Source organism: Mucilaginibacter sp. (genome assembly GCF_041660805.1).
Taxonomy (GTDB): domain Bacteria; phylum Bacteroidota; class Bacteroidia; order Sphingobacteriales; family Sphingobacteriaceae; genus Mucilaginibacter.
Genome location: NZ_JBAZVP010000014.1, coordinates 81,173 through 104,269, shown reverse-complemented (window position 1 = coordinate 104,269; position 23,097 = coordinate 81,173). Strand labels below are relative to the sequence as shown.

General features: G+C 41.0%; 23 protein-coding genes. 3 read left to right on the top strand and 20 right to left on the bottom strand.

All coding sequences use genetic code 11. The features are described 5' to 3' along the window. Positions 1-68 precede the first annotated feature (68 nt). Entirely contained in the window at positions 69-638 is a 570-nt protein-coding gene (gene gmk, locus WC743_RS17435) for a guanylate kinase (RefSeq protein WP_373013939.1), read from the bottom strand. 90 nt (positions 639-728) lie between these two features. Further along, positions 729-1,604 (bottom strand): YicC/YloC family endoribonuclease, encoded by an 876-nt coding sequence (locus WC743_RS17430; protein WP_373013937.1) that lies wholly within the window; start codon positions 1,602-1,604, stop codon positions 729-731. Positions 1,605-1,794: 190 nt separating this feature from the next. Between WC743_RS17430 and WC743_RS17425 the strand changes: the two genes are divergently transcribed. Beyond that, entirely contained in the window at positions 1,795-2,511 is a 717-nt protein-coding gene (locus WC743_RS17425) for a hypothetical protein (RefSeq protein WP_373013935.1), read from the top strand. A gap of 92 nt (positions 2,512-2,603) precedes the next feature. Here the strand turns inward: WC743_RS17425 and rnc are convergent, their stop codons facing one another. From rnc to WC743_RS17410, 3 genes are read right to left on the bottom strand one after another with little or no spacing between them, the layout of a single operon-like run. Further along, complete coding sequence (gene rnc / locus WC743_RS17420; RefSeq protein ID WP_373013933.1) at positions 2,604-3,329, bottom strand: ribonuclease III; 726 nt, start codon at positions 3,327-3,329, stop codon at positions 2,604-2,606. Positions 3,330-3,338: 9 nt separating this feature from the next. Then, positions 3,339-4,592: a beta-ketoacyl-ACP synthase II gene (gene fabF, locus WC743_RS17415; RefSeq protein WP_373013931.1), complete on the bottom strand. Its 1,254-nt coding sequence runs from the start codon at positions 4,590-4,592 to the stop codon at positions 3,339-3,341. 18 nt (positions 4,593-4,610) lie between these two features. After that, positions 4,611-4,847, bottom strand: coding sequence for an acyl carrier protein (locus WC743_RS17410; RefSeq protein ID WP_031266521.1), 237 nt, complete (start codon positions 4,845-4,847; stop codon positions 4,611-4,613). Between the two features lie 152 nt (positions 4,848-4,999). Here WC743_RS17410 and WC743_RS17405 point away from each other — a divergent pair, with 152 nt between their 5' ends. Both WC743_RS17405 and pyk read left to right on the top strand, forming a co-directional pair. Further along, a complete protein-coding gene (locus WC743_RS17405) occupies positions 5,000-5,419 on the top strand; it encodes an IPExxxVDY family protein (RefSeq protein ID WP_373013928.1) in 420 nt (139 codons plus the stop codon). Positions 5,420-5,487: 68 nt separating this feature from the next. Next, the gene (pyk, locus tag WC743_RS17400) at positions 5,488-6,924 is read left to right on the top strand and encodes a pyruvate kinase (RefSeq protein WP_373013926.1); all 1,437 of its coding nucleotides are present in this window, start codon (positions 5,488-5,490) and stop codon (positions 6,922-6,924) included. Positions 6,925-7,143: 219 nt separating this feature from the next. Here pyk and WC743_RS17395 read toward each other — a convergent pair whose 3' ends face one another. The 15 genes from WC743_RS17395 to WC743_RS17325 all read right to left on the bottom strand — a co-directional run bounded on the left by WC743_RS17395 (position 7,144) and on the right by WC743_RS17325 (position 22,876). Beyond that, positions 7,144-7,767 (bottom strand): class I SAM-dependent methyltransferase, encoded by a 624-nt coding sequence (locus tag WC743_RS17395; protein ID WP_373013925.1) that lies wholly within the window; start codon positions 7,765-7,767, stop codon positions 7,144-7,146. A 61-nt stretch (positions 7,768-7,828) separates the two neighbouring features. Continuing rightward, on the bottom strand, positions 7,829-8,341 hold the full coding sequence (locus WC743_RS17390; protein WP_373013923.1) for a thioredoxin family protein: 513 nt from the start codon (positions 8,339-8,341) through the stop codon (positions 7,829-7,831). A 130-nt stretch (positions 8,342-8,471) separates the two neighbouring features. Next, entirely contained in the window at positions 8,472-8,762 is a 291-nt protein-coding gene (locus tag WC743_RS17385) for a hypothetical protein (RefSeq protein ID WP_373013921.1), read from the bottom strand. A gap of 155 nt (positions 8,763-8,917) precedes the next feature. Then, positions 8,918-12,817: a methylmalonyl-CoA mutase family protein gene (locus tag WC743_RS17380; protein WP_373013919.1), complete on the bottom strand. Its 3,900-nt coding sequence runs from the start codon at positions 12,815-12,817 to the stop codon at positions 8,918-8,920. Positions 12,818-13,039: 222 nt separating this feature from the next. Then, positions 13,040-13,405: a hypothetical protein gene (locus WC743_RS17375; protein ID WP_373013917.1), complete on the bottom strand. Its 366-nt coding sequence runs from the start codon at positions 13,403-13,405 to the stop codon at positions 13,040-13,042. 52 nt (positions 13,406-13,457) lie between these two features. Then, entirely contained in the window at positions 13,458-13,736 is a 279-nt protein-coding gene (locus tag WC743_RS17370) for a hypothetical protein (RefSeq protein ID WP_373013915.1), read from the bottom strand. 215 nt (positions 13,737-13,951) lie between these two features. Beyond that, complete coding sequence (locus WC743_RS17365; RefSeq protein ID WP_373013914.1) at positions 13,952-14,950, bottom strand: hypothetical protein; 999 nt, start codon at positions 14,948-14,950, stop codon at positions 13,952-13,954. A 243-nt stretch (positions 14,951-15,193) separates the two neighbouring features. Next, positions 15,194-15,736 (bottom strand): hypothetical protein, encoded by a 543-nt coding sequence (locus WC743_RS17360; protein ID WP_373013912.1) that lies wholly within the window; start codon positions 15,734-15,736, stop codon positions 15,194-15,196. Between the two features lie 15 nt (positions 15,737-15,751). Then, on the bottom strand, positions 15,752-16,291 hold the full coding sequence (locus WC743_RS17355; protein WP_373013910.1) for a hypothetical protein: 540 nt from the start codon (positions 16,289-16,291) through the stop codon (positions 15,752-15,754). A 252-nt stretch (positions 16,292-16,543) separates the two neighbouring features. Next, positions 16,544-17,026 carry a hypothetical protein gene (locus WC743_RS17350; protein ID WP_373013908.1) on the bottom strand — a complete coding sequence of 161 codons (483 nt, stop codon included), beginning with the start codon at positions 17,024-17,026 and terminating at the stop codon, positions 16,544-16,546. A gap of 510 nt (positions 17,027-17,536) precedes the next feature. Continuing rightward, positions 17,537-18,004 carry a DUF559 domain-containing protein gene (locus WC743_RS17345; RefSeq protein WP_373013906.1) on the bottom strand — a complete coding sequence of 156 codons (468 nt, stop codon included), beginning with the start codon at positions 18,002-18,004 and terminating at the stop codon, positions 17,537-17,539. A gap of 296 nt (positions 18,005-18,300) precedes the next feature. Beyond that, on the bottom strand, positions 18,301-19,146 hold the full coding sequence (locus WC743_RS17340; RefSeq protein WP_373013904.1) for a hypothetical protein: 846 nt from the start codon (positions 19,144-19,146) through the stop codon (positions 18,301-18,303). A gap of 10 nt (positions 19,147-19,156) precedes the next feature. Then, positions 19,157-20,500, bottom strand: a complete 1,344-nt coding sequence (locus WC743_RS17335) for an acetylxylan esterase (RefSeq protein WP_373013902.1) — start codon at positions 20,498-20,500, stop codon at positions 19,157-19,159. Between the two features lie 12 nt (positions 20,501-20,512). Continuing rightward, on the bottom strand, positions 20,513-21,742 hold the full coding sequence (locus tag WC743_RS17330; protein ID WP_373013967.1) for an acyltransferase family protein: 1,230 nt from the start codon (positions 21,740-21,742) through the stop codon (positions 20,513-20,515). Positions 21,743-21,907: 165 nt separating this feature from the next. Next, complete coding sequence (locus tag WC743_RS17325) at positions 21,908-22,876, bottom strand: TIGR01212 family radical SAM protein (RefSeq protein WP_373013900.1); 969 nt, start codon at positions 22,874-22,876, stop codon at positions 21,908-21,910. Positions 22,877-23,097 lie beyond the last annotated feature (221 nt).

The following is a 23,097-nucleotide window of genomic DNA, read 5'->3' as shown; positions in this document are numbered from 1 at the left end:
TTATACGCTGGCTTACTTTGAAAGGCAAGGTTATATTAATAACCTATGAGCCATTAATTTAGCAACTGCTAACTAACCAAAAAATCTTCCACCAATTTTTCTGCTTCCTTACAAGCCGTTTCAAGATCGTAATTTTTCAGGATAATATCAAATTGGGGAGCGTAGTTTAATTCTTTTTCTGCTTTTGCAAAGCGTTCCAGCAATTTTTCAGGGCTATCGGTGCCGCGGCCGCTTAAACGTTCTTTTAAAACATCTAACGAAGGGGGCTGTACAAATATGGCAAGTGCCTGCCCGTCATACTTACGCTTAAGGTGCATACCGCCCTCAACATCAATATCAAAAATAACTGTTTTGCCTTTTTGCCATATCCGCTCAATTTCGGTACGCAGGGTACCGTAAAAGGTACCCGAGTAAACTTCTTCAAACTCAACAAACTGCTTTTTGGCTATCCGGTGTAAAAACTCTTCCTTACTAATAAAGTAGTAATCTTTTTCATGCTCTTCATCGCCGCGCGCAGGCCTTGTAGTGGCCGAGATGGAAAACTCAAGATCGGGGATCTTGCCAAGCAGGTGATGTACAATAGTAGTTTTACCTGCGCCCGATGGGGCCGAAAATATGATGAGTTTACCTTCTTTCATTTTTATTGTAAAAGTTGTAAAGGTTGTAAGTGTTAAAAGGTTGCAGTGATACTTTAAAACCACTACAACCTTTACAACATTTTTAACTTTTTATAGTACGTTTAACAGTTGTTCTTTTATTTTTTCGAGTTCTTCTTTCATTCCTACCACCAGCTTTTGCATGTTGGCATCATTGGCTTTTGACCCCAGGGTGTTAATTTCCCGGCCAATTTCCTGCGAAATAAAGCCTAGTTTTTTACCATTGGCATCAGCGTTCTTTAAGGTTTCAATAAAGTAGTCGCAATGGGCCTTAAGCCTTATTTTTTCTTCCGTAATATCAAGCTTATCAATATAATAGATCAGCTCCTGCTCAAAACGGTTCTTGTCAATATTTTCGGCACCGGTTGCTTCGCTTAAAAACTGGTTTAAACGCTCACGGATAACCGGTATGCGCTTAGGTTCTTCTATCATAACCAGTTCAAGGTTTTTAAGAATTACGCCTATACGGTATTTAATATCCTGCTCTAATACGTTGCCTTCATCGCTCCTAAACTGCTGGAAAGCAGCCATAGCCTGCTGAAAAGTTTTTTCAACCAGCTTCCATTCATCATCAGATACGGTATCTTCTTCGTACTTCACTACTTCGGGTAAGCCCAAAGCCAGCTGTAGCAGGTTATCAGTTGGCTCGTTAAGCTCTTCGCTTACTGATTTTAGCTGATTGTAATAATGTTTAAGCAGTTCGCGGTCAATACCGGCTGCTTTAACATTAGTGCTTGCCTGCTCAACATTAATAGATAAATTTACCTTACCACGATCTATTTGCTTACTGCAATCATTCCGCAGCTGAAATTCCTTCTCAGCAAATATTTTTGGCAAGCGTAAAGAAAGTTCTAGAAATTTACTGTTCAGGGATTTTATTTCAACGGTGTACTTTATTCTGCCTGAGTCAAAGCTGGCAATTCCATACCCTGTCATGGATTTAATCATGTGCAAAGATAAATAAAGATTTGAGAAATGAGATTTGAGATGTGAGAAAGGGTTGTTAATGAAGCGCTTCTTTCCGATCATCTGCACATTTGCAATCTGCACATCTGCATATCCGATTTCTCAACTTTAACAATTTTTCACACTTTTAGCCGTATACATTATATAAATTTGTAAACTAAATAACCACTCTTTGAAGCGTTCCGTTGCTGTTATACTATTTGCCCTTTGTTTTTTGTCTGTTGCTTATGGGCAGCAGGCCGGCGATATTAAAGGAACCGTTTACAAAAAAATCTCGTCAGACAGGTTGGCCAATGTGTTGATCACCAATCTTAGTAGCCATTTGATAATGATGAGTGACGATCGTGGTAACTTTTCAACCAAAGCGCAAAGGGGGGATACATTGCTATTTAATAAAACGGGGTTTACCCCGCAAAAGCAAAGTTTTAACGGTTACGACATGGTGGTTTATCTGCAACCCGAAATTCAGCTGGACCAGGTTGTAGTACGCGGCCAAACCAAAAAGCAGGAGTTAAATGATATTATGGGATCATACCGCAGCCAGGGTACATTTTATAATGGCAAGCCTCCAGTGCTGTCGTTTTTATCATCGCCAATAACGGGTATATATGAATTATTTGGGAAAACACCTGGCCGGGCGCGCAGATTTGCAGAATTTGCCAAACGCGAAAATGAAGAAACTACTGTAGATAGTAAGTATACCAAAACCCTGGTAATACGTGTTACAGGAGCCCCTGATAGTACCGCCACCAAATTTATGGAGTATTACCGCCCTCTATATGCTGATATTAAAGGCTGGAGTGATTATGATTTGATCAATCACATTAAAAAAGCTTACGAAGGCTATCAGAAAAACGGCGATAAAGTAAAGTTGGAGAAACTATATTAGGGCAGAGAATTGTTGATTGGGTTGATTGAGTGAGTTGTTAAGAAACATGGGGGAGGAAGAATTTAAATCCGAAATTGAAAATCCGAAATCAATCAGATCCCTAACGTTGCACAAGCTTTTTCGGCGGCCAGTTTCTCGGCATTTTTCTTGCTGAACTCTTTACCAGAGCCCATTATTTCGCCGTCAACACTGGCTTGTACGGTAAAAAGTTTGGCGCTTTCGCCCTCATGATTGGCTATCAGATCAAACGTAATATCCTTGCCGTGGCGCTGGCACCACTCAATAAGCTTACTTTTAAAGTTAGTTTCTGTTTGCTCAAGGGTGTGAATATCAATATGCGATTTAATGATATGGTTCACCAAAAAGTTACGGGTAAAATCATAACCCTTGTCCAGGTAAACGGCTCCAATAAGGGCTTCAAACGCATCGCCAAGCAGTGAACCCTGCCTGCCTGAATTCATCATTTTGTTATCAAACTCAATTAGTTTATCAAACCCAAGCTTTTTGCCTAACGCGTTTAGATTTACACGGCTCACTATTTTTGAGCGCAGTTCGGTCAGGAAACCTTCGTCTTCGTATGGGTATAGTTTAAAAAGCACTTCGGCCACTACGCTGCCTAATACGGCATCGCCTAAAAATTCAAGACGTTCATTGCTGTTCTTCACCCCTTTTTTAATGTTTTGCGCAACAGATTTATGCCGGAATGCCAACCGGTATAAAGATAAATTGCCCGGTACAAAACCGAGCAAGTTCTTTAATACCTTAACATACTTTCTGTTTGGGGAAATATAAAGCTTGTAAAAGCGATTAATTGGCATCCAACGAGATTATTGCTGGTACTTTTTAAAAATAACAGAAGCATTATGACCACCAAAACCAAAACCATTGCTTTGCGCTATGTTTACCACACGTTTTTGAGCGGTATTAAACGTAAAGTTGATCTTAGGATCAAAGGTAGGATCATCAGTAAAGTGATTAATAGTTGGTGGGATTATATCATGCTTAAGTGCCAAAATAGAGGCAATAGCTTCAACAGCACCCGCAGCACCAAGTAAATGGCCTGTCATTGATTTTGTTGAGCTGATATTAATACGATAAGCATGATCACCAAATGTATTTTGTATCGCTTTCACTTCCTGCGGGTCACCAATAGGGGTTGATGTACCATGAACGTTCACATAATCGATATCTGCCGGTGTTAAACCTGCATCTTCTAAAGCAGCTGCCATTACCAATGATGCACCTAAACCTTCAGGGTGAGGGGCAGTCATATGATAGGCATCAGCACTCATGCCGCCGCCAACCATTTCAGCATAAATTTTAGCACCGCGTTTTAAAGCATGCTCCAATTCTTCTAAAATAATAGTACCCGCACCTTCGCCGGCCACAAAACCATCACGGTCCAGATCAAACGGACGGGATGCAGTAGCAGGGTCATCATTACGGGTTGATAGCGCGTGCATAGCGTTGAAACCGCCAATACCAGCTTCGTTTATAATAGCTTCAGAACCACCTGTAATAAACATATTAGCTTTACCCAGGCGTAAATAATTAAAAGCATCAATAAGAGAATTGTTTGATGATGCACATGCGGAAACCGTTGTAAAGTTTGGCCCGCGTAAACCATATTTAATAGATATATGGCCTGGTGCAATATCAGCAATCATTTTTGGGATAAAGAACGGATTAAACTTGGGTGTACCATCGCCTTTAGCAAAGTTTACAACCTCATCTAAAAATGTTTTTAAACCACCTATGCCCGATCCCCAGATAACGCCAATGCGGCTGGTATCCAGTTTCTCGAAATCTAAATTGGCATCTTTAACAGCTTCCTCCGTAGAAAATAAAGCATATTGCACAAACGGATCGAGTTTACGGGCCTCTTTACGGCCTAAAAACCCTTCCGCGTCAAAATCCTTTACTTCGCAGGCAAATTTGGTTTTGAACTTTGATACGTCAAAACTCTTGATAAAGGCAGCGCCGCTTACCCCATTGATCAAACTATTCCAATACTCAGGAACGGTATTGCCAATTGGAGTAAGCGCTCCAAGCCCGGTTACAACAACTCTTTTAAACTCCATTTAACAGATGTAAGGAGCTTATTTAACGTTTTTCTCAAGGTAAGCAACAGCCTGACCTACAGTACCAATGGTTTCTGCCTGATCATCAGGAATTGCAACGTTAAATTCTTTTTCAAACTCCATGATTAATTCCACGGTGTCTAACGAGTCAGCACCAAGATCGTTGGTGAAGCTAGCTTCTGGTGTAACTTCACTTTCGTCAACACCCAGTTTTTCCACGATAATAGCTTTTACTCTTGAAGCGATATCAGACATAGTCTTTATAGTTTAATGATTAATAAAATTTCAGTGCAAAGAAAAATAAATTCTGTTAAATATCAAATCTAAAAACATTTGCATAATAGTACGAACAATATTTTATTGCAATGGTTTCGATTTGTAATTTTACCGGCGTAAAAGTAATGATTTTGAACAGGAAAAATTTAAAGTTTGAGATCGATTTTGATTTTATACTCATCGCGATCACTTCCTCGCTTAAAGACTACCGGGTTTGTTACCTGATTAACAGGTATTTAAACTTTAATTTCACCAAATTAGATGATCTTAAATTAGATATAAGTCAGCTTAATTGCCCTGTTTTATTTTCATTATACCATTATAATTGGGAAAGTACCGAAACAGATTTTTATTTTATTGGTAATAAGGGATCAGACGGTTACCTTGTACCCGAAATGCGCAAGGCAGATTATTTTATTTTAATAAAGAATTATATTGATGATGACGACCTGGAAAGCATGATTTCAGCCTTAAATAAAATACCTGAAATTGTTGCTGCAGTAAAGATTGATCCGAAAAAAATAAAATCACGCGAAAATCTATTATTTTAGCGGAAATTTAGATGTGTAATTAATACACATTAATATATTACGAATACAGCCAGATTTAACCTGATAATATGAAGTTTTACTATAATCGTACAAAAATTGTTGCCACAATGGGGCCCGCCTCAGCTAAAAAAGATGTTTTATTAGCAATGATAAGAGCCGGTTTAAACGTGTGCCGATTGAACTTTTCGCACGGAAAACCCGAAGATCACAAGAAATTTATTGACCTTATCCGTGAAATAAACTCAGAATACAAAACAAATGTTGGCATCCTTGCCGATTTGCAGGGACCCAAGATCCGTATTGGTTTGGTAAAAGATGGGGGTATTCATTTAATTAATGGTACACGTATAAACATTACCACTCACGAATGTATTGGTGATGACAACAAAATATACATTACTTACGAAACCTTCCCGCAGGATGTACAGGCAAATGAAATTATTTTGCTTGATGATGGTAAACTTCAGTTAAAAGTTATTGAAACCAACCGTGTTGATACTGTAGTTTGCGAGGTGGTACATGGTGGTATATTAACATCACGCAAGGGTGTTAACCTGCCAAATACCAAAGTATCTATCCCAAGCTTAACTAAAGAAGACCTTGAAAACCTACAATATGCTTTAGAATGGGATGTAGATTGGATAGGCCTTTCATTTGTACGTACCGGCCAGGATATAATTGATCTTAAACGCATCATTCGCGAAAGCGGTAAAAGCGCCCGTGTAATTGCTAAAGTTGAAAAGCCGGAGGCAATTGATAATATTGATGAAATTATTGCCGCTACTGATGGTGTAATGATTGCCCGTGGCGACCTTGGTGTTGAAATGCCATTAGAAGAGGTGCCATTATTGCAAAAAATGATTGCCCGTAAATGCCGTGATGCATCAAAACCGGTTATTGTTGCTACCCAGATGCTTGAATCAATGATCACCACTCCTCGCCCAACGCGTGCAGAAGTGAATGACGTTGCCAACTCTGTATTGGATGGCGCTGATGCAGTGATGCTAAGCGGTGAAACTTCAGTTGGTGAATTCCCGGTTATAGTTATTGAAACTATGGCTAAAATTGTTCGTAACGTTGAGGACCTGGGCTATCCGTTCAATGCAACAAAAGCGGAGAATAAGGACACTTCATCTGAAGGTTATTTAAGCGATGCGCTTTGCGGCTCGGCAGTTTATTTAGCAGAGCACACCAATGCAAAGGGTATTGTAAGCATGACCGTTAGCGGATACACCGCTTTTGAAATATCAAGCTATAGGCCAAAGGCTGGTACTTATATTTTCACATCAAACAGGCAGTTATTAAACGCGCTTAGCCTTGTTTGGGGTGTTAGGGCTTTCTACTATGATAAAGCAGAAAGTACCGACCAAACTATTGCTGATGTTAATAACATCTTAAAATCAGAAAACCTGCTTAACCCGGGTGATGTTGTAATTAATACTGCAGCAGTGCCAATTGTTAAACAAGGCAAAACCAACATGCTTAAAGTTAGCGTGATTGAATAATATATATTGAGATAACACTCAATCAACTAAAAAGAGGGTTTTGCATATGCAGAACCCTCTTTTTGTTATTTTATATGGCATTAACCCGTGGTAGGTGTTTTCACCGCACCACTCATCTTTCAATTGCATGAGAGATGCCGAAATAAATTCGGCATGACGGTTAGCTTTGTAATGCCAGAAAAGAATGTACAGAAAGATGAGCGTAAAATGCGGATGCGGCTACCCTATTTTCGCCTTAACAATCATTGATTTCCACATATAAGGATATCTACCGCAACCAATAAAATCAGTCACGGTAAACCCCGATTCTGTTAACAATTTGCTTAATGTGGCTTTTGACCAAAACTTAATATGCGCCCCTACGGCTACCGGGTTGGTATGCACATCCCACTTATTAAAGATGCTTAACATCAGGTTTTTTAAATAGCCATGATAAGGCGTGGATATGATCAGTTCGCCCTGCGTTTTGCTTAATACATCTTTACACAAAGCCATAAACGTAAACGGATTATACAAATGTTCAATAACCTCGGTAGAGATAATAGTATCAAATTTAAGATCTCTGATAGGCCCGGGTAAGTTATTTTCTGCAAGGTCTTGTATAAAAAACCTGTCGGGGTGTGTTTTTTGGGCTATGCCTATGCCTTCGGTAGAGGCGTCAATACCATATGCGTTAAAGCCCTGCGATATTAAATATTTAACAAAGTAGCCATTACCGCAACCCAGATCAAGTATGCAGGTGTTTTTATCTTTGCTTAATAAAGATAGTAGCGGTTGCTGTATATAGTGCCATAAATAACTTGGTTTTTCACTATGGAAATGATGGTCTTTATATTCTGACATTTATACGTTTTTGCGGCTCAAAATACATCTTTTTCCTGATTAATCCGGCTAAAACTGTCATCTACTTTGCTTTCGCTACATAGCTTTTAGGATCAAGCGCCTGTGGCGACCAGCCTTGCAAAAACTCCATCACTTTGGCTTTACTATGGCCTTTACCTTCTTCCAGGTAGCCGGAGTTTTGGGTATGCAGGCGTTTACCTTTATCATCCAAAATAATAAATACAGGGAAACCAAAACGCTGCGGATAGCCCAGGTCTGCCAATACTTTTTCATTCTTATTTTCCGGGCTCCAGTTTACGTGCAGTACCACATAGTTGTCTGTAAGATATTTACTCAGGTCGGCATCTTTGGTAACCAGGTCATTAAAGCGCAGGCACCATACACACCAGTTACCGCCAATTTGCAATAACACGTTTTTATGCTGTGCCGAGGCCGTTTTCACAGCAGCCGCGATATCTGCCTTAGCATCTGCAGCCGGATTGTACAGGTGAGGCGCTTCGGTCCTGGCGGCTTCCTGTGCTTTTGCAGTTATAGAAAAGGCAATTAAAGCGACTATATAAAGTAATTTCTTCATGAGATAATGTCTAATTTTATAAATATAGCAGATTCCACTTTGAAAAGTAGTTTGCCTATTGTAAAAATTTTATACCAAAAAGCCCCGCATAAGCGGGGCTTTAAAATATTTGCATTTAATTTTAATTAAGCTAAGCGGCCCTGGTACCATCATAGGTATACCTGCCTTTATTAGTTATTGATGCTTTATCAGGATTAGAAGAGGCAAAAGGTACTGAAGTGTTATTGGTATTGTTCTTCTCATGGGTAATGTTGGTATTATTTGACCTCCCACGTAATAAACGGCGACGACGCCTTTTTAACTTATAACGATCGCCCCAATGGTCAAAAGACCCTGTAACAGCAAATATCCCGCCTATTACAAAAACCACCATCATAAATAGAACGAATATGTGTAGCGCGTTCACTAATATCTCTCTCATAAATAATTAATTAAGTAACCATCATAAGGCAATAGCCGTGCCGCTATGGGTTTAATCAATAATAAAAATTCACAATTATCTAATAATGAATGATATAATCAAAATTAATTATTAATAGATATTAGTGCCGAGCCATTAGGAGCGTGAAAAAAGAACTACATATTTCTTCTATATTGCCCGCCAACTGCATATAACGCGTTACTTATTTGCCCTAAGCTGCAATACTTACAGGCCTGCATCAGGCTTTCAAAAATATTATCACCGGCTATGGCTTTTAATTGAAGCTCTTTTAATAGTGCCGGTGCATGATTGGTATTACGTTGTTGAAATAAATGCAATGCTGCTATTTGAAACTGCTTTTCTTCTTCAGTTGCCCTTATTACTTCTGATGGTACAATAGTGGGTGATCCTTTTTTGTTAAGGAAAGTATTTACACCAATAATAGGATATTCGCCGGTATGTTTTAGGGTTTCATAATAAAGCGATTCTTCCTGGATCTTGCTGCGCTGATACATGGTTTCCATTGCACCTAATACACCGCCTCTATCATTTATAGCCTTAAATTCGGCGAGTACGGCCTGCTCAACAAGGTCGGTTAGCTCTTCAATAATAAAAGCGCCTTGTATTGGGTTCTCATTTTTGGCTAATCCCAGCTCCCGATTAATAATAAGCTGTATGGCCATCGCCCTGCGTACCGATTCTTCGGTTGGTGTGGTGATAGCCTCATCATAAGCATTGGTATGCAGCGAATTACAGTTATCATAAATAGCATATAAAGCCTGCAACGTAGTACGGATATCATTAAAGTCTATTTCCTGCGCGTGTAATGAGCGCCCGCTGGTTTGGATATGGTATTTAAGCTTCTGTGAGCGATCATTTCCCTTGTACTTGTTCTTGATAGCTTTGGCCCATATGCGCCTTGCTACACGGCCTATAACCGAATACTCGGGGTCGATACCATTGCTGAAGAAGAAAGAAAGGTTTGGCGCAAAATCGTCAATATTCATCCCCCGGCTTAAATAATACTCTACATAAGTAAAACCATTACTTAAGGTGAAGGCCAGCTGTGTGATAGGATTTGCACCGGCCTCGGCAATATGGTAGCCCGATATAGATACCGAATAAAAGTTCCGGACCTTTTCATTAATAAAATACTGCTGAATATCGCCCATCATCCGCAGGGCAAATTCGGTAGAGAAAATGCAGGTATTTTGTGCCTGATCTTCCTTTAAAATATCAGCCTGAACCGTACCGCGCACAGTAGCAATGGCATAGGCACGTATTTTCTCATACACATCGGCAGGCAGCACCTGGTCGCCGGTTAGGCCTAACAGCATTAAGCCGAGGCCATTATTACCGTTGGGCAAAGAAGCCTCACCTAAATCCTCTCCAAAGGAGAGGACTTTCCTATCCTGCTGAATATCCAGTTTCCGTTTTATAGCTTGTATTACGTTTTGGGTATTATGTAATACTTCCTCATTTGTAAAACGAATAACTTCAAAACCCTCATCATTTAAAATGCTGGTTCTTACATCATCTTGTTCTTTTGTAAAATCGTGGTATCCGCCATCAACTTCAATAACCAAGCCTTTAGATAGACAAACGAAATCGGCAATGTAACCATCAATTGCGTATTGCCTTCTTATTTTATATCCTGTTTGACTATTTCTTAACAGTTGCCATAGCACATTTTCAGCTTCGGTTGGATTCTGTCTATTAGCTTTTGAATTACTTTTCAATACCTCCCAAATGAGTAAGTCAGCAGTTTCAAAACCTTGCTTTTTTGCTCCCTCTCCTTTGGAGAGGGCTGGGGTGAGGCTTTGGTATTTAGGCCGGGTCAGTCCTTTATCATCATATAGTTCCTTATACTTTGCTTCAACTAAATGCTCAAGTTTGTTTTGGGTGATGTATTTTTCGCATTGCTGATCTATGGCGGCATTCATAAAAAAGCCCAGTAGCATAGGCGCAGGGCCGTTTATTGTCATAGATACCGATGTGCTGGCATGGCAAAGGTCAAACCCCGAATACAGTTTTTTGGCATCATCAAGCGTGGCTATGCTTACACCAGAGTTACCTATTTTACCATAAATATCCGGCCGCTCATGGGGATCTTCGCCGTATAGGGTTACCGAATCAAACGCGGTAGACAACCTATGCGCGGGCTGACCAAGTGATACATAATGGAAACGCTTGTTAGTACGCTCGGGGCCGCCCTCACCGGCAAACATCCGGGTGGGGTCTTCACCCTCACGTTTTAGCGGGAACACCCCTGCAGCATACGGGAACTCGCCCGGTACGTTCTCGGTAAGCAGCCAGCGCAGAATATCGCCCCAGGCCTCATATTTAGGCAGGGAGATCTTAGGTATTTTTAGCTGGGATAAGGAGGTATAATATAAAGGCAGTTTTATCTCTTTATCGCGTACTTTATATATAAAATTTTCGGCTTTATACTTGGCAACGGTTTCGGGCCACTCCTTTAAAAGGCGCTTACAATCGGCATGAAGGTGGTCTTCTAAATGTTTATAGACATCCTCCAAAGCCTCACCTAAATCCTCTCCAAGGGAGAGGACTTTGTCCTGTAAGGCTTTATTTCCCTCTCCTTTGGAGAGGGCCAGGGTGAGGCAGCCCCTTACCTGGAACATTTGCTGAGCTATTTTACACTGCTCGTTCACCCATTGGGTATAGGCGGTACTGCTTTCGGCAATCTCTGCCAAATAACGGATCCTATCCGGCGGGATTATGTATATCTTTTCAGATTCGCCCTCTTGGTTCTTGTCTCTTGTCTCTTGATTATCAATCAGATCCACTCCTGTTTTGGCCTTAACGGTTTTCATTAAAGCGGTAAAAAGGGTGTTCATACCGGGGTCGTTAAACTGGGATGCCATAGTGCCGTAAACCGGCAGATCATCGTCTTTGGCATCAAAAAGCATGTGGTTACGCTTGTACTGCTTGCGCACATCGCGGATGGCATCCAGCGCGCCGCGCTTGTCGAACTTGTTGAGGGCCACCAGATCGGCAAAATCAAGCATGTCGATTTTTTCCAGCTGGGTGGCGGCGCCAAACTCGGGGGTCATAACGTAAAGTGACAGGTCGCAGTAGTCGGTTATCATAGTATCCGACTGCCCGATGCCCGAAGTTTCAACTATAACAAGGTCATAACCAGCGGCTTTGCAAATATCAATACTTTCCTGTACATGCTTGCTGAGTGCCAGATTTGCCTGCCGGGTTGCCAGCGAACGCATATATACCCGAGGGTTATTTATCGAATTCATGCGGATACGGTCGCCGAGGAGGGCGCCACCGGTTTTACGTTTCGATGGGTCTACTGATATGATAGCCAGCGTTTTATCTGTCTCCATTAAAAACCTGCGCACAATTTCATCAACTAATGACGACTTACCAGAGCCCCCTGTACCGGTAATACCGAGCACGGGTGCCTCACCCCGACCCTCTCCAAGGGAGAGGGAAGTAAGCGCCCTTTTTAAGTCCCCCTCCTTTGGAGAGGGATTTAGGGCGAGGCTCAGGCTTTCATTTTCGGCAAGGGTAATGAGGCTGGCTATTGCCTTGATATCTTTTTGGGGCAGATGCTTTAGTTCGCCGTTTAGCTTGCTAACTGTTTGAAAATCACACTGCTGCATCATGTCGTTTATCATCCCTTGCAGGCCCATGGTGCGGCCGTCATCGGGCGAATAGATCTTACTGATGCCGTAGGCCTGCAGTTCGGCAATTTCTTGCGGGAGGAAAACCCCGCCGCCGCCGCCGAAAATTTTGATATGGCCCGCCCCCCGTTCGGCGAGCAGATCATGCATGTATTTAAAATATTCAACATGGCCGCCCTGGTAACTGGTGAGGGCAATGCCCTGTACATCTTCCTGAATGGCGCAGTTAACTACCTCATCTACAGATCGGTTATGACCGAGATGGATCACCTCCGCACCGGTGCTTTGCAGGATGCGGCGCATGATATTTATGGTAGCGTCGTGCCCGTCAAATAACGAGGCGGCAGTTACAAAGCGGATCTTATATTTCGATTGATAGGGAGCGATGCTTTCCATGCGGCTTAATTGGTAAAGCACAAAATTAGTTATTTTAGATAACTATGCATGCATAGTTTTTAATGCCCAAATACGAAGGTATTAGTCCGAAAACACTAAAAAATCACAAAAAATCACTAATTATCTCTAAATACCTCCATTTATTTTCTTTTTACGGCGCGATTACGCGGTAAAACTCAACGCAAAAATACGGACCAATAAATTTTAAGGATCCGGGCGTTTTTAAAACCCTCTCCTACTAAAAAAACCGGACACCTGTGGTGACACAACTTTTATTTTTTTTAACAATTGACTAAATTTGATGATGGACAACGCGCCAATAATTAAACCGGAATGGGTACCCTCGGCGTATACCGAAAAGGAGGAGACTAACCACAAAACCCCTGCCCCTGTTAAAACCGTACCACCTGCTACCCGGCAGTTAACCGATAAGCCTTTTAGGAAAGTAAGCGGGTTGAAGAAGGGGAAGTAGTAATTCCCGTCAACCTTAGATTCACGAGTACGCTCTGCTTTGGCTGTTGCTGCATACTCGCGCCAGTTAGGGTATACCTGCGTATTTTCAATGTACAGGTAATTTAAAAAAACCAATATCCTTAGCGCTGCCCTGATAGCAAATCATCCGTTTTTGCAGGCCCCTCGTTTAGATTTCTTTTCCAACACCCCCCCCGTCAACATTGATTTTACCGTTTATGATTTCCAGGTCACCGATAATTAGCTTACCAATACGCATATCGCCAAACGAAGCCTTTTTAACAGATAAACGACCAAGATAAAACGCACCAATAGCAATTGACCCGATGGCGATGCATCCTAATGCAAAGGCCCCTGTTACAGCCCCGCCCATTGCCGTGGTGCCCAATGCGTAAGCGCCTATCGCCTTAGCGCCTTCCATTTTCTTACTGATGTTTTTTGTTCTCATGATCTTTCCCATTTTGTTTTGTGTTACCATGTTGAATTCGGTTACCCTTCAATAACAAATCTTTTGATAAAGAGTTGATAACCAAAGTATTTTTCATTGCACACCAAATTAGCTAACCAACGTTTACTTAACTGTAACTTATCATTAGAGTCACGAGTACGCTCTGCTATCGCTGCATACTCGCGCCAGATGGAGGGGGGGGGGTATTTTAAATGTTAATCGCTTAAATCTACGGTAGCATGCCTTTGAAGAGGAATAACTAACTTCTTCCATTGAGCAAAATAAGATGCATAAGATTCCATATAAAGGTCTTCTTCAAACATCTTCTTGTATTCACTAAGATCGCAAAGGGTAAAGCATTTTTGTGCAGTGGCCCAAAAATCATGCAAAGCATTCACAGAGCTATTTTTCTCATCGTTGTTGTATTTCATCTTTGATAAATGTCCTCCAATATATGCAGTTCTAACAGCCGATGAAGGATGATCATCTGAAGATGATAATAATGATACTTTATTTAAAAAAAGTGTCAGTAAAAGGTTTGTAACAAAAGATAAGCTATAAGCGCCCAAATGAGGGTCTGCTTGCAAAATCGGTATTCCAGAACCAGCTGTTTTTGTCCAATCGTAAGCTATATTTGAAGCGACGAGGTCAGCATCCCATTCGAGCGTTTGACTAATCAATGGATCTATCTTAAACTCTTCATTACCGATTAATCTTGCTTCTGTAAAAAGTTGAGTTAAATATTCTGTATGGCCGTCAAAAATGTGAACCATTTCGTGGGCAATTAAAAATCTTGAAGCCATTGCAAAGAGAAAATCAATCAGCTCTATTCTTTTTTCGTCGAATAGTATAGGATCATTGCTCATTACCGATGAATCAACGTTTGTGTAGGATAAGCCGTAGTCTTTTATATTTAATGAGTACAATTTTGCGATTCCGCTTGATCTACCAACTCCTTTAAAAATATCGTTATCAGACAGGAATATTTTAATATACTCGTATAATATATAGAAAGCGCCGCAGGAAAGTGCTAATCGCGATTCTCCGCTTTTATACTTATCAAATTCTACTTGCAAAATAAAATTATCAGTAGGGTAAATCTTAATCGGTTTTTCATTGTTTGGAATCTTATATAAAAAAGCAAGCCTATAAGCATAACCCGCCAAGTTTGGAATTAATGGATCAACTACATTTCTTGTATCTATCTCTTTCATTTTGTTAGTTATTAAGGCCAGTTAGATTTCGATATGGTATTGCTTCCCTATTGGTCAAAGTTTAACATAGTGTAACTTCGACCTCCATTGTGTAAAGCTTTCAGCTACGCAAGAAAATTCTCGTGATACTTTAGTTCACAGCTGAAAGCTTCCACCAGTGCTGGACATTATATAAAAAAGTCACGAGTACGCCACAGTCCAGCCAGCGCTCCATACTCGCGCCAGTTGGGGGGGGGGGCATACTCACGCCAGTTGGGGCACAATATTATCCCGTATGTCTTTAATGACACAATTAAACTGCCTGGCTTGGTCTCTCGCCTCAGCTAAAGTGTCAACTTGCATAACAAAACCAGTTGAGTTGTATAGATAATATTTATTGTTCAAATCAGGATTGCGTATCTCATATTTTGAATCAATATACTGTTGCACTTGTTCAAATTGCTTTTTGACAAGTCGAACAAAATCTTCGGTTTTCTTCAATTCATCTGCAATAAACTGACGTGTGATTTCAAAGTCTTCTCGCGAACCACTCATATCACCCAAGCTATCTTTCTTACTTCGCAGAAATTCAAGTTTATGGTTTGTTTCTTCAATTCTTAAAAACTGCAATTGTTTAAGCATTATTCTATTGTTTAATGCCTGTTGATATAACCCTTGTGGTATTTTATCAACTTCAAAAGCGTCTTCAAGTTTAATATCCAATCCATAATCTTTATAAAATTCCACCAGTATAAAAATTGGAACCCTTACAAGTATAGATATTTCTTTAAGTGTATAGTTTTTCATAATGTATCGAGATAACTATTTGTTAAGTTCAGTAAATAGGTTCTGCCAACTGAAAAACTTACCAATTATTTCAAACCTATTTGTATCTATAAACCGACCTTTTGTATTACCCTTATTTTTTAAAGATTTCAATTCATTTAGGATTTTATCAAATATTTCTTTGTCGGTCATGGTAGGTTTAACATCGAACCGGAACGCCTCTGTTTTATAAACTATTTTACCGCTTGAATTTTGAAATATTCGTTTTTTTTCATTCAAAAATAATTCTCCGCTAAAGATTTCCCTATCAATATTCAATAATACATAGCCAATGATTTCATTAAATTTCCATGGATAACCTATATGGCTTTTAAACCATTGTTTTAGAGCGTCAAATTTTTGTCTTGCCATCTCTTTATAATAATGTTCCTCAAAAGATGACAGTGGATTAGTTAACATCCACTTGTCAACTTTAGCGTTAAGTTCTTTTTCAAATGCAGTTGGTGATGACCGATAAACAGGTATTTCAAATAGACTGTTATTCTCTGTTAATAAATATGATTCAAATAATCGCATATATGGTGGTCTAGAATGTAAACTTAACAAACAATTGGATAATCCTAATGCAAGTCATAATATCTATTCTAAAAGATTTAGACTACCCCGCTACCGCAAGCGTCCCGCTTGTGGCCGCATGCTTAGTAAGTAAGTAGTCCACACATGTCGAAGATTGCTTCGTACCTCGCAATTGACGCGATTTTTCATCCTATCGAAGGGCACAAAAAAAGCCGCCCTAAAGCAGCTTTTTAATTTCATATCATAAAACTATTACATACTGCCTTCCACACTGGAGAATTGCATCATTAAACCCACTTTTCCTTCTTTATTAAATACCCATACTTCGTGTGTGCCTGTTTTAACCTGTTTCCCGGCTTTATCGGTATATTCTTCCGATCCCCAAACACAAACCACATTTTCATTCTTGTCGCTTTTTAAACTCAGCCAGGCATGTAAAGTCACCTTATAATTTTGCATGGAGGCTCTATATTCCTTTACATTCTTCAAATTCTCTGCCTTACCTTTCACTACAGTCCCGTTTGCAAACATAATGGTCACGGTGTCTGCTAACATATCTATGTGTTTATCCAAAGTGTTATTTTCAAAATCTTTCCAAAGCATCAAAATTTTATCTGAATACTCAGGACTGGCAATGGTGAAATTTGATGAATAACTGGCTTTATAACCGCTGTGTGCCTGGCTCATTGCCACAAATGGCACAGACAGAAACAAAATAAAAAAAAGCTTTTTCATAATTTTGAGATTTAATTGATTGTAACATATTGGTTACATTAAAAGTAATCATTTAAATCCCTATGTATCAAAAAATTAGATGGCGATTTATACCCAAAAACGGGGCATATTTTATCCGCTTCCTGTTTGAGAAACACTGGATTTTGTTAGACCTTCCCCCTGCCATTTTGCAGTCGGCGCGCACCCTGCATTGTTTAAAGCTTTCGGTTTAACTGTGCATGAAATTCTTGCGATATTTTAGGCCGAAGCTGAGAACTCCGACCGGTGCGGGGGATAATCCCCCAATGTCATTATTTAAGGATAAACCCCATCGGGGTTAAAGCTTTGTAGAAAATAATCAAATCGCAATACCGTGCCATCGGTATGGAACCACGCCATGTTGCGTACCGATGGCACGCTAAAATGTTTAATTATGATTTTCTACAAAGCTTTAGCACCTAACGGCGCTATTTATAAAAGTATATCTCCTTAAATAATGACACCGGGCTAACCCCTTATCCCACTAATTTATTAAAACACATACCTAATTAACTTCATTATTGAAGAGCCTTTTTTGGGTTGCTTTTTCATGTTCAGGGCTAAAAACCCGGCAATGTAATTTGCTGTTTCTTCGACTTTGGAATGCATTAAAGAATTGGGGATCCTTAATGTGATATAACCTTTTTTAAAAGTGTGGAAAGTCCTCTCTAAATCTGACAGGGCCTGGTGCTGATCGTGATTGTGGTGCCTGGCATCAACTTCAATATGCACTTTGGCTTCTTCAATTACAATATCTACCGTTTTATGGCCGTCATACTTTTCCAATGAAGCAGGTACGCCATTTTTACGGAGCAAAAAATACAGCTCTACGGCTTCTTTTGTAGCCTGGTGATTTCTGATCCAATCCTGGTGTTCCCTGCATAAAGGGTAGCCCAAGTATTGGAGGGAGTAGTAATGAACATTGCCATCTATAGAGCAATCGCATTCGATGCAGTACATATTGGTTTTAGGTTTAATACCCAAAGGTTGTACTAAAAATTTGTATCTGCAATACGTAGTTCTACGTGATTTTCAAATAGTTCGACAGGTTGCCGAAAGACTTTGCTTTACACCAAAACTCCTTCCCCAGGGAAGGGTGTGGCTGCCTGTGAAGTGGCAGGTAAGGGTTATTTACGCCAATGCCTATCTTATAAACCCCTCCCTGCACCCTCCCGTTGGGAGGGAATCACACATATCCATCGCTTTTTTCATCCTCCGAACGCCTGCGACTGGAGCCGGGCGACTGTAACCTCCCTTTATATCTTCATAATGGCCTGTAGGGAACCGCCATAGCCAATGCCCGAATTGCGGCCTGTGAAGGTGTAAAAGCCATTGGCAAATAACGAGAACCTGCGCGTAAACGCATGGCCAAAGTTGAGGCCCGCCTTGGTAAAGGCAAAATCGCGGTTAACGCTTAAGTTTTGACTAAAGGTTTTATTATTACTTGACGCCCACTGGCCGCCAACTTCAACACTCACCTGGTTCCTGCCCGGTACAGGCACCCCAACCGACGCCGAGTATACCAGCACGTTTGGCCCGTCGAAGTCAAAAAAGCGGCGGTAACCGGCCTCCAGGTTGTAATATCCTTTAAATAGCTTGCTGTCAATTCCACCGGCGTACATCAGCTTAACTTCGCCGCCATAGGCGCCATAGCCCAATGCAATTGCCCTGTTAGTATTTTTATAAAGCGGTATTATACCCGATGCCTGTATGGACAGATAACTTTTATAGCCAAAATTAATGAGCGCATAGCTTACCCCCACCTGCATATCGCCAAGTCCGGAGCTATTTTGCGGGGTAACCGCACCTGTTGCTGTTACCAGTTTACTGCTTTGGTAGGGCGCCAGCACGTTCACCAGCAAATCCATACGGCGGGTAAGGCCATAGCCAAAATACAGACCTATAGCATAAGAGGTAAAGCCGCTGCCATCTGCACCTTTAACTTTGGTGCCGTTTCTGTCCCAGCTATCCTTTGAAGTATAGTAGTTAAAAGAGGGGATCACAATGCTCCTGTATTTACCTATAGGCCAGCCCGCAAAGGCCTGCTGCCAGGCCGAGCTAAGGATGATGAGAGATAAACAGATGATGTAAGTTTTTTTCATAAGCAAATATTTATGGTATCCTGAATTTCTCTCTCAACCAATTATTCTGAAACGTAAAGTAATCAAAGTTTACCTCGTGGGTGGAGTTAGGCACGCTCACCCATTCTTTTTCGCCGGGCTTGGTGCCTAAGTGGTTATACATGGCTAAACTGCAGCGCGGCGGGCAAAACTGATCAAGCAAACCTACGCCCATCAGCACGGGGCATTTTATATTTGGTGCAAAATTTTGCGGGTCGAAATAATCAAAAAGCTTAAAGAATTTATCCCAGGTAAAATCAGGATGGGCGCGGTTATAGTTCCTGAACTGTTTAAAAGGGAATACCTGCTCGTCATAAAAAGAAGAAATATGCCACGAGTCGCGGATATCGGCATAAAGAGGAACCTGTATGGTTAAAACGGTTACCCGTTTATCTAAGCCCGCGGTTGCAATAGCTAAAGCCGCTCCCTGGCTGCCCGCCTCTATATAGATCCTGGAAGTATCAATGCCCAGGCTTTTGTGCGACATCAGGAAATCGAGCCCGCGGATGCAATCCATATAAATACCCCGGTATATGTACTTGTTGCGGTTTTCGATATTAAGTAAGCAATAGGTTTCGGTACCTACGGCAATTTCATCCCGCGCGTTACCGTTACCCCTAACATTAAGGTCGAAGGCGATAAAGTCGTCATTATCCATATTGGGCTTAAGCGCCACCACGTAGCCCGGCAGGCGGTAATGCACAGGCAGGCTTTTAGCGTTATAGGTAGGTATCACCAGCCAGCCGCGGATCAGTATATTCTCGTACGACCGCATCTCAACCAGGTAAACTTTCTTGGCTTTGGTTGACAGGTCTTTTCTGAATATTACCTTATAATTTGGCGCTATCTGTTTAAGCGTATCCAGCGAGCCTTTCCAAAAGGCATCAAAATCGGCAGGGCGGTGCAGCTGGGTAACAATTTTTTCGGGGCTTACGCCAAACACCCTTTTAATGGTATCGTCATAAGTAGTGGTGTTCAATATAAAATGTACCCTGTAAAAGCCCGCTTTTTTTTGGGGGATGCTTACCGAATAGGTTTCTGCCGAGTTTTTTGTTAAGTGTACCGGGATAGAGTTGGTTGAGATCCTGGTGAAATCGTCTGTAAGGATGTTGTAGGTAAGCTTGCCATCCTGTGCCGCCTGGTAGGTGCTTTTTATCTTCAGCTTATAATCAACGCTTTCGTTATCTTTAAAGATAGCGCTTTTGTTGGCAGGCTTTACTTCAATGGTAACCTCGCCCATGTCCTCTGTCTCGTCCTGCGCGAAGGCGCTGCAGGCACCGGCCAGTATAATGCTGATGGTAATAACGTATAATTTTATCCCTCGTGATAATTGCATCTTAAGTATATCCTATTTAACGGTTACTGCCTGGTTTAAGGTTGTTGTACGATCATTCCTGATCAAAAAGTCCGACTTGCGAATGTAGTGATTAAGCGGTTCTTCGATCAGCTTAAATAGCAGGATAGAAACGCCGTTCAATATAATAAAAGCATACAGCACGTTCAGGTTATCATACTCAAACGGCGAATGCCAGTCAACCCCCCATTTGTCATACAAGTCAAAAACATAATCATTAAGCCGGTTAAAGCTGTAGTGCAAAAAGTTATACATATAACCCAAATGGATCAGGTAAAATATATAGGAGCTTTTGCCCAGCAGCTCAACAAATTTGTTTGAAAGTATTTTTTTGAGGATGGTAGTTTCGGTAAGCAGGCCATAAAAAAATAAAGCTATTGATGCTGCCAGCAGATAGTTATTGGTAACAATGCCCCAGGGGTTATGCAGGCCTGCCAATTCGCCTTTTGGGATAGGCAGTACAGACATTATCCACACGCATAAAAATATGAGCCCGAAACCCAGGTAGGTGTATTTAGATTTGGCCTGCCCGGTAAGGTTCCTTTTGCGTACAATTAATGCCAGCTGTATCCCGGCAAAAAACTCGAAGCACCGGCCCACGAAGGTGTATAGCATCATAAAAGTAAAATTGCCGAAGAACCCATACCAGTTCACATTCCTGAACATAAGTACCAGCAATACGCCCACGCCGGTTATTACCAGCGGCTGCACATAAAACTTGCGGTACTTTTGGGCGAAGTAAAATATGAACGGGGCCGCAAAGTAAAAGCATTCCTCAACCGTTAAGCTCCAGCCCTGGGCTATCCCCGTAAACTTAAGCTGATCAAAAAAGCCGCGTACAAAGGTAATGTGCATCAAAAATAAACCGATAGGATGGTTATAACCATTGGTTACCCTTTGATCGTGCGTGAAATAAAAGCTGATAAACGCGCCCGCTGTAAGCAAAAAGTACATGGGGTAAATACGCGCCACCCTATTTTTAAGATATTGCTTAAACCAATCGCCGTTTAATTTAAAGCTGTCAAAATATCTGAAAGCAATTAAAAAACCCGATAGCACAAAGAAAATAGTAACCCCAATATGGAACTCGGTAAGAAAACGTTGCACAGCACGGGGAAAATTTTCATCAAAAGCATAGGCGTAGTGCGATATAAACACCAGGTATGCAGCCAGTGCACGCACACCCGTTAACGCCGGAATATAGTTTTGTAAAGGTTTTTGCACCAAAGCAGTATCAGTAATTAAGCGACCCTAAGTTAATTATATAACACTGGATACAAAATTTGAGCCACTATCAGAATCAAAATTTTCCGAATTAAAAAATTCACAGAATGCCAGTCAATATAATTCTGATCATTCTTAAATTAAGCAAATTCTGATTCAGACCACTTACAACGCGCTCCCCTGCACTATGCCCCTGGTCAGTATCTGCTGATCTATATAATATTGTATCTCTGATTTTTTTAGTCCCCAGTTGGGTGCAATAAGCAGATCGCGGTCGCTGAGGCCAAAAAGGCGCTGTATTACAATATCAGGCCTTACCAGTGGCAGCAGCTCGCATAAAAAGTCGGCATAATCCGGCAGGCTGAATAGTTTAAATGGTTCGCGTTTATATTTAACCCCCATAACGCTGCCCTCCACAATATGCAGGTGATGAAACTTTACAAATTTTATTTGCGCGTGGCGGTTAATCTCATCGGCATATTTAAGCATCATCTCATTAGTTTCCCAGGGGAAACCAAATATGGTATGCACACAAACATCAAGCCTGGTATTTTCGGTAAGGGCAAGAGCGGTTATCAGTTCCTCATGAGTGCACCCCCGGTTTATCTGGTTTAGGGTATCGTTGTAAATACTCTCCATGCCCATCTCCAGGTCAACATCAAAGCGGTCGGTATAGCTTTCTAAAAGAGCGATCTTTTCGGCGTCGATACAATCTGGGCGGGTACCTACGCTAAGGCCAACAATGTTTTCGGTGTTAATGCTCAGGGCCTCATCATACAGCATTTTTAAATAATGTGCAGGTGCATAGGTATTGGTATTGGGCTGAAAGTAAATAATAAACTTATCGGCCTTGTTGCCTTTAATGGCACGCTCCATCCCTTCCTCAACCTGCTGACGCAAAGTAGGCGCATTGCGACTAACCGATGGCGTAAACGAATCAACATTGCAATAAGTGCAGCCGCCATAGCCTTTGCTGCCATCGCGGTTGGGGCAGGTAAAACCCCCATCAACAATCACTTTAAATACCCGGTGGCCCTTGTATTTATCCTTAAGCCAGGCACCGTAGTTGTTGTAGCCCTTGTAGCTTTGTAATTGCGTTTTATTAATAATTAAATCTTCCAAACAGTGTAGCATTTGGCGCTTTTACGCCGTAATTATGCAAAGATACGCTTTTTGAATTATAGTGCATTTTTGATAATGCCCGGTATTTATACTTAAAAAGGGTGAAAACACCCTTTTTATTACAGTTAAAACAGGTATAAATACGTATTGCATAAAACAAAAAATAATGCAAACTTGCGCAACGCTTAATTGTTGTAGCTCTAATGTTGCTATGGCAATATTGTTGTGAAAGG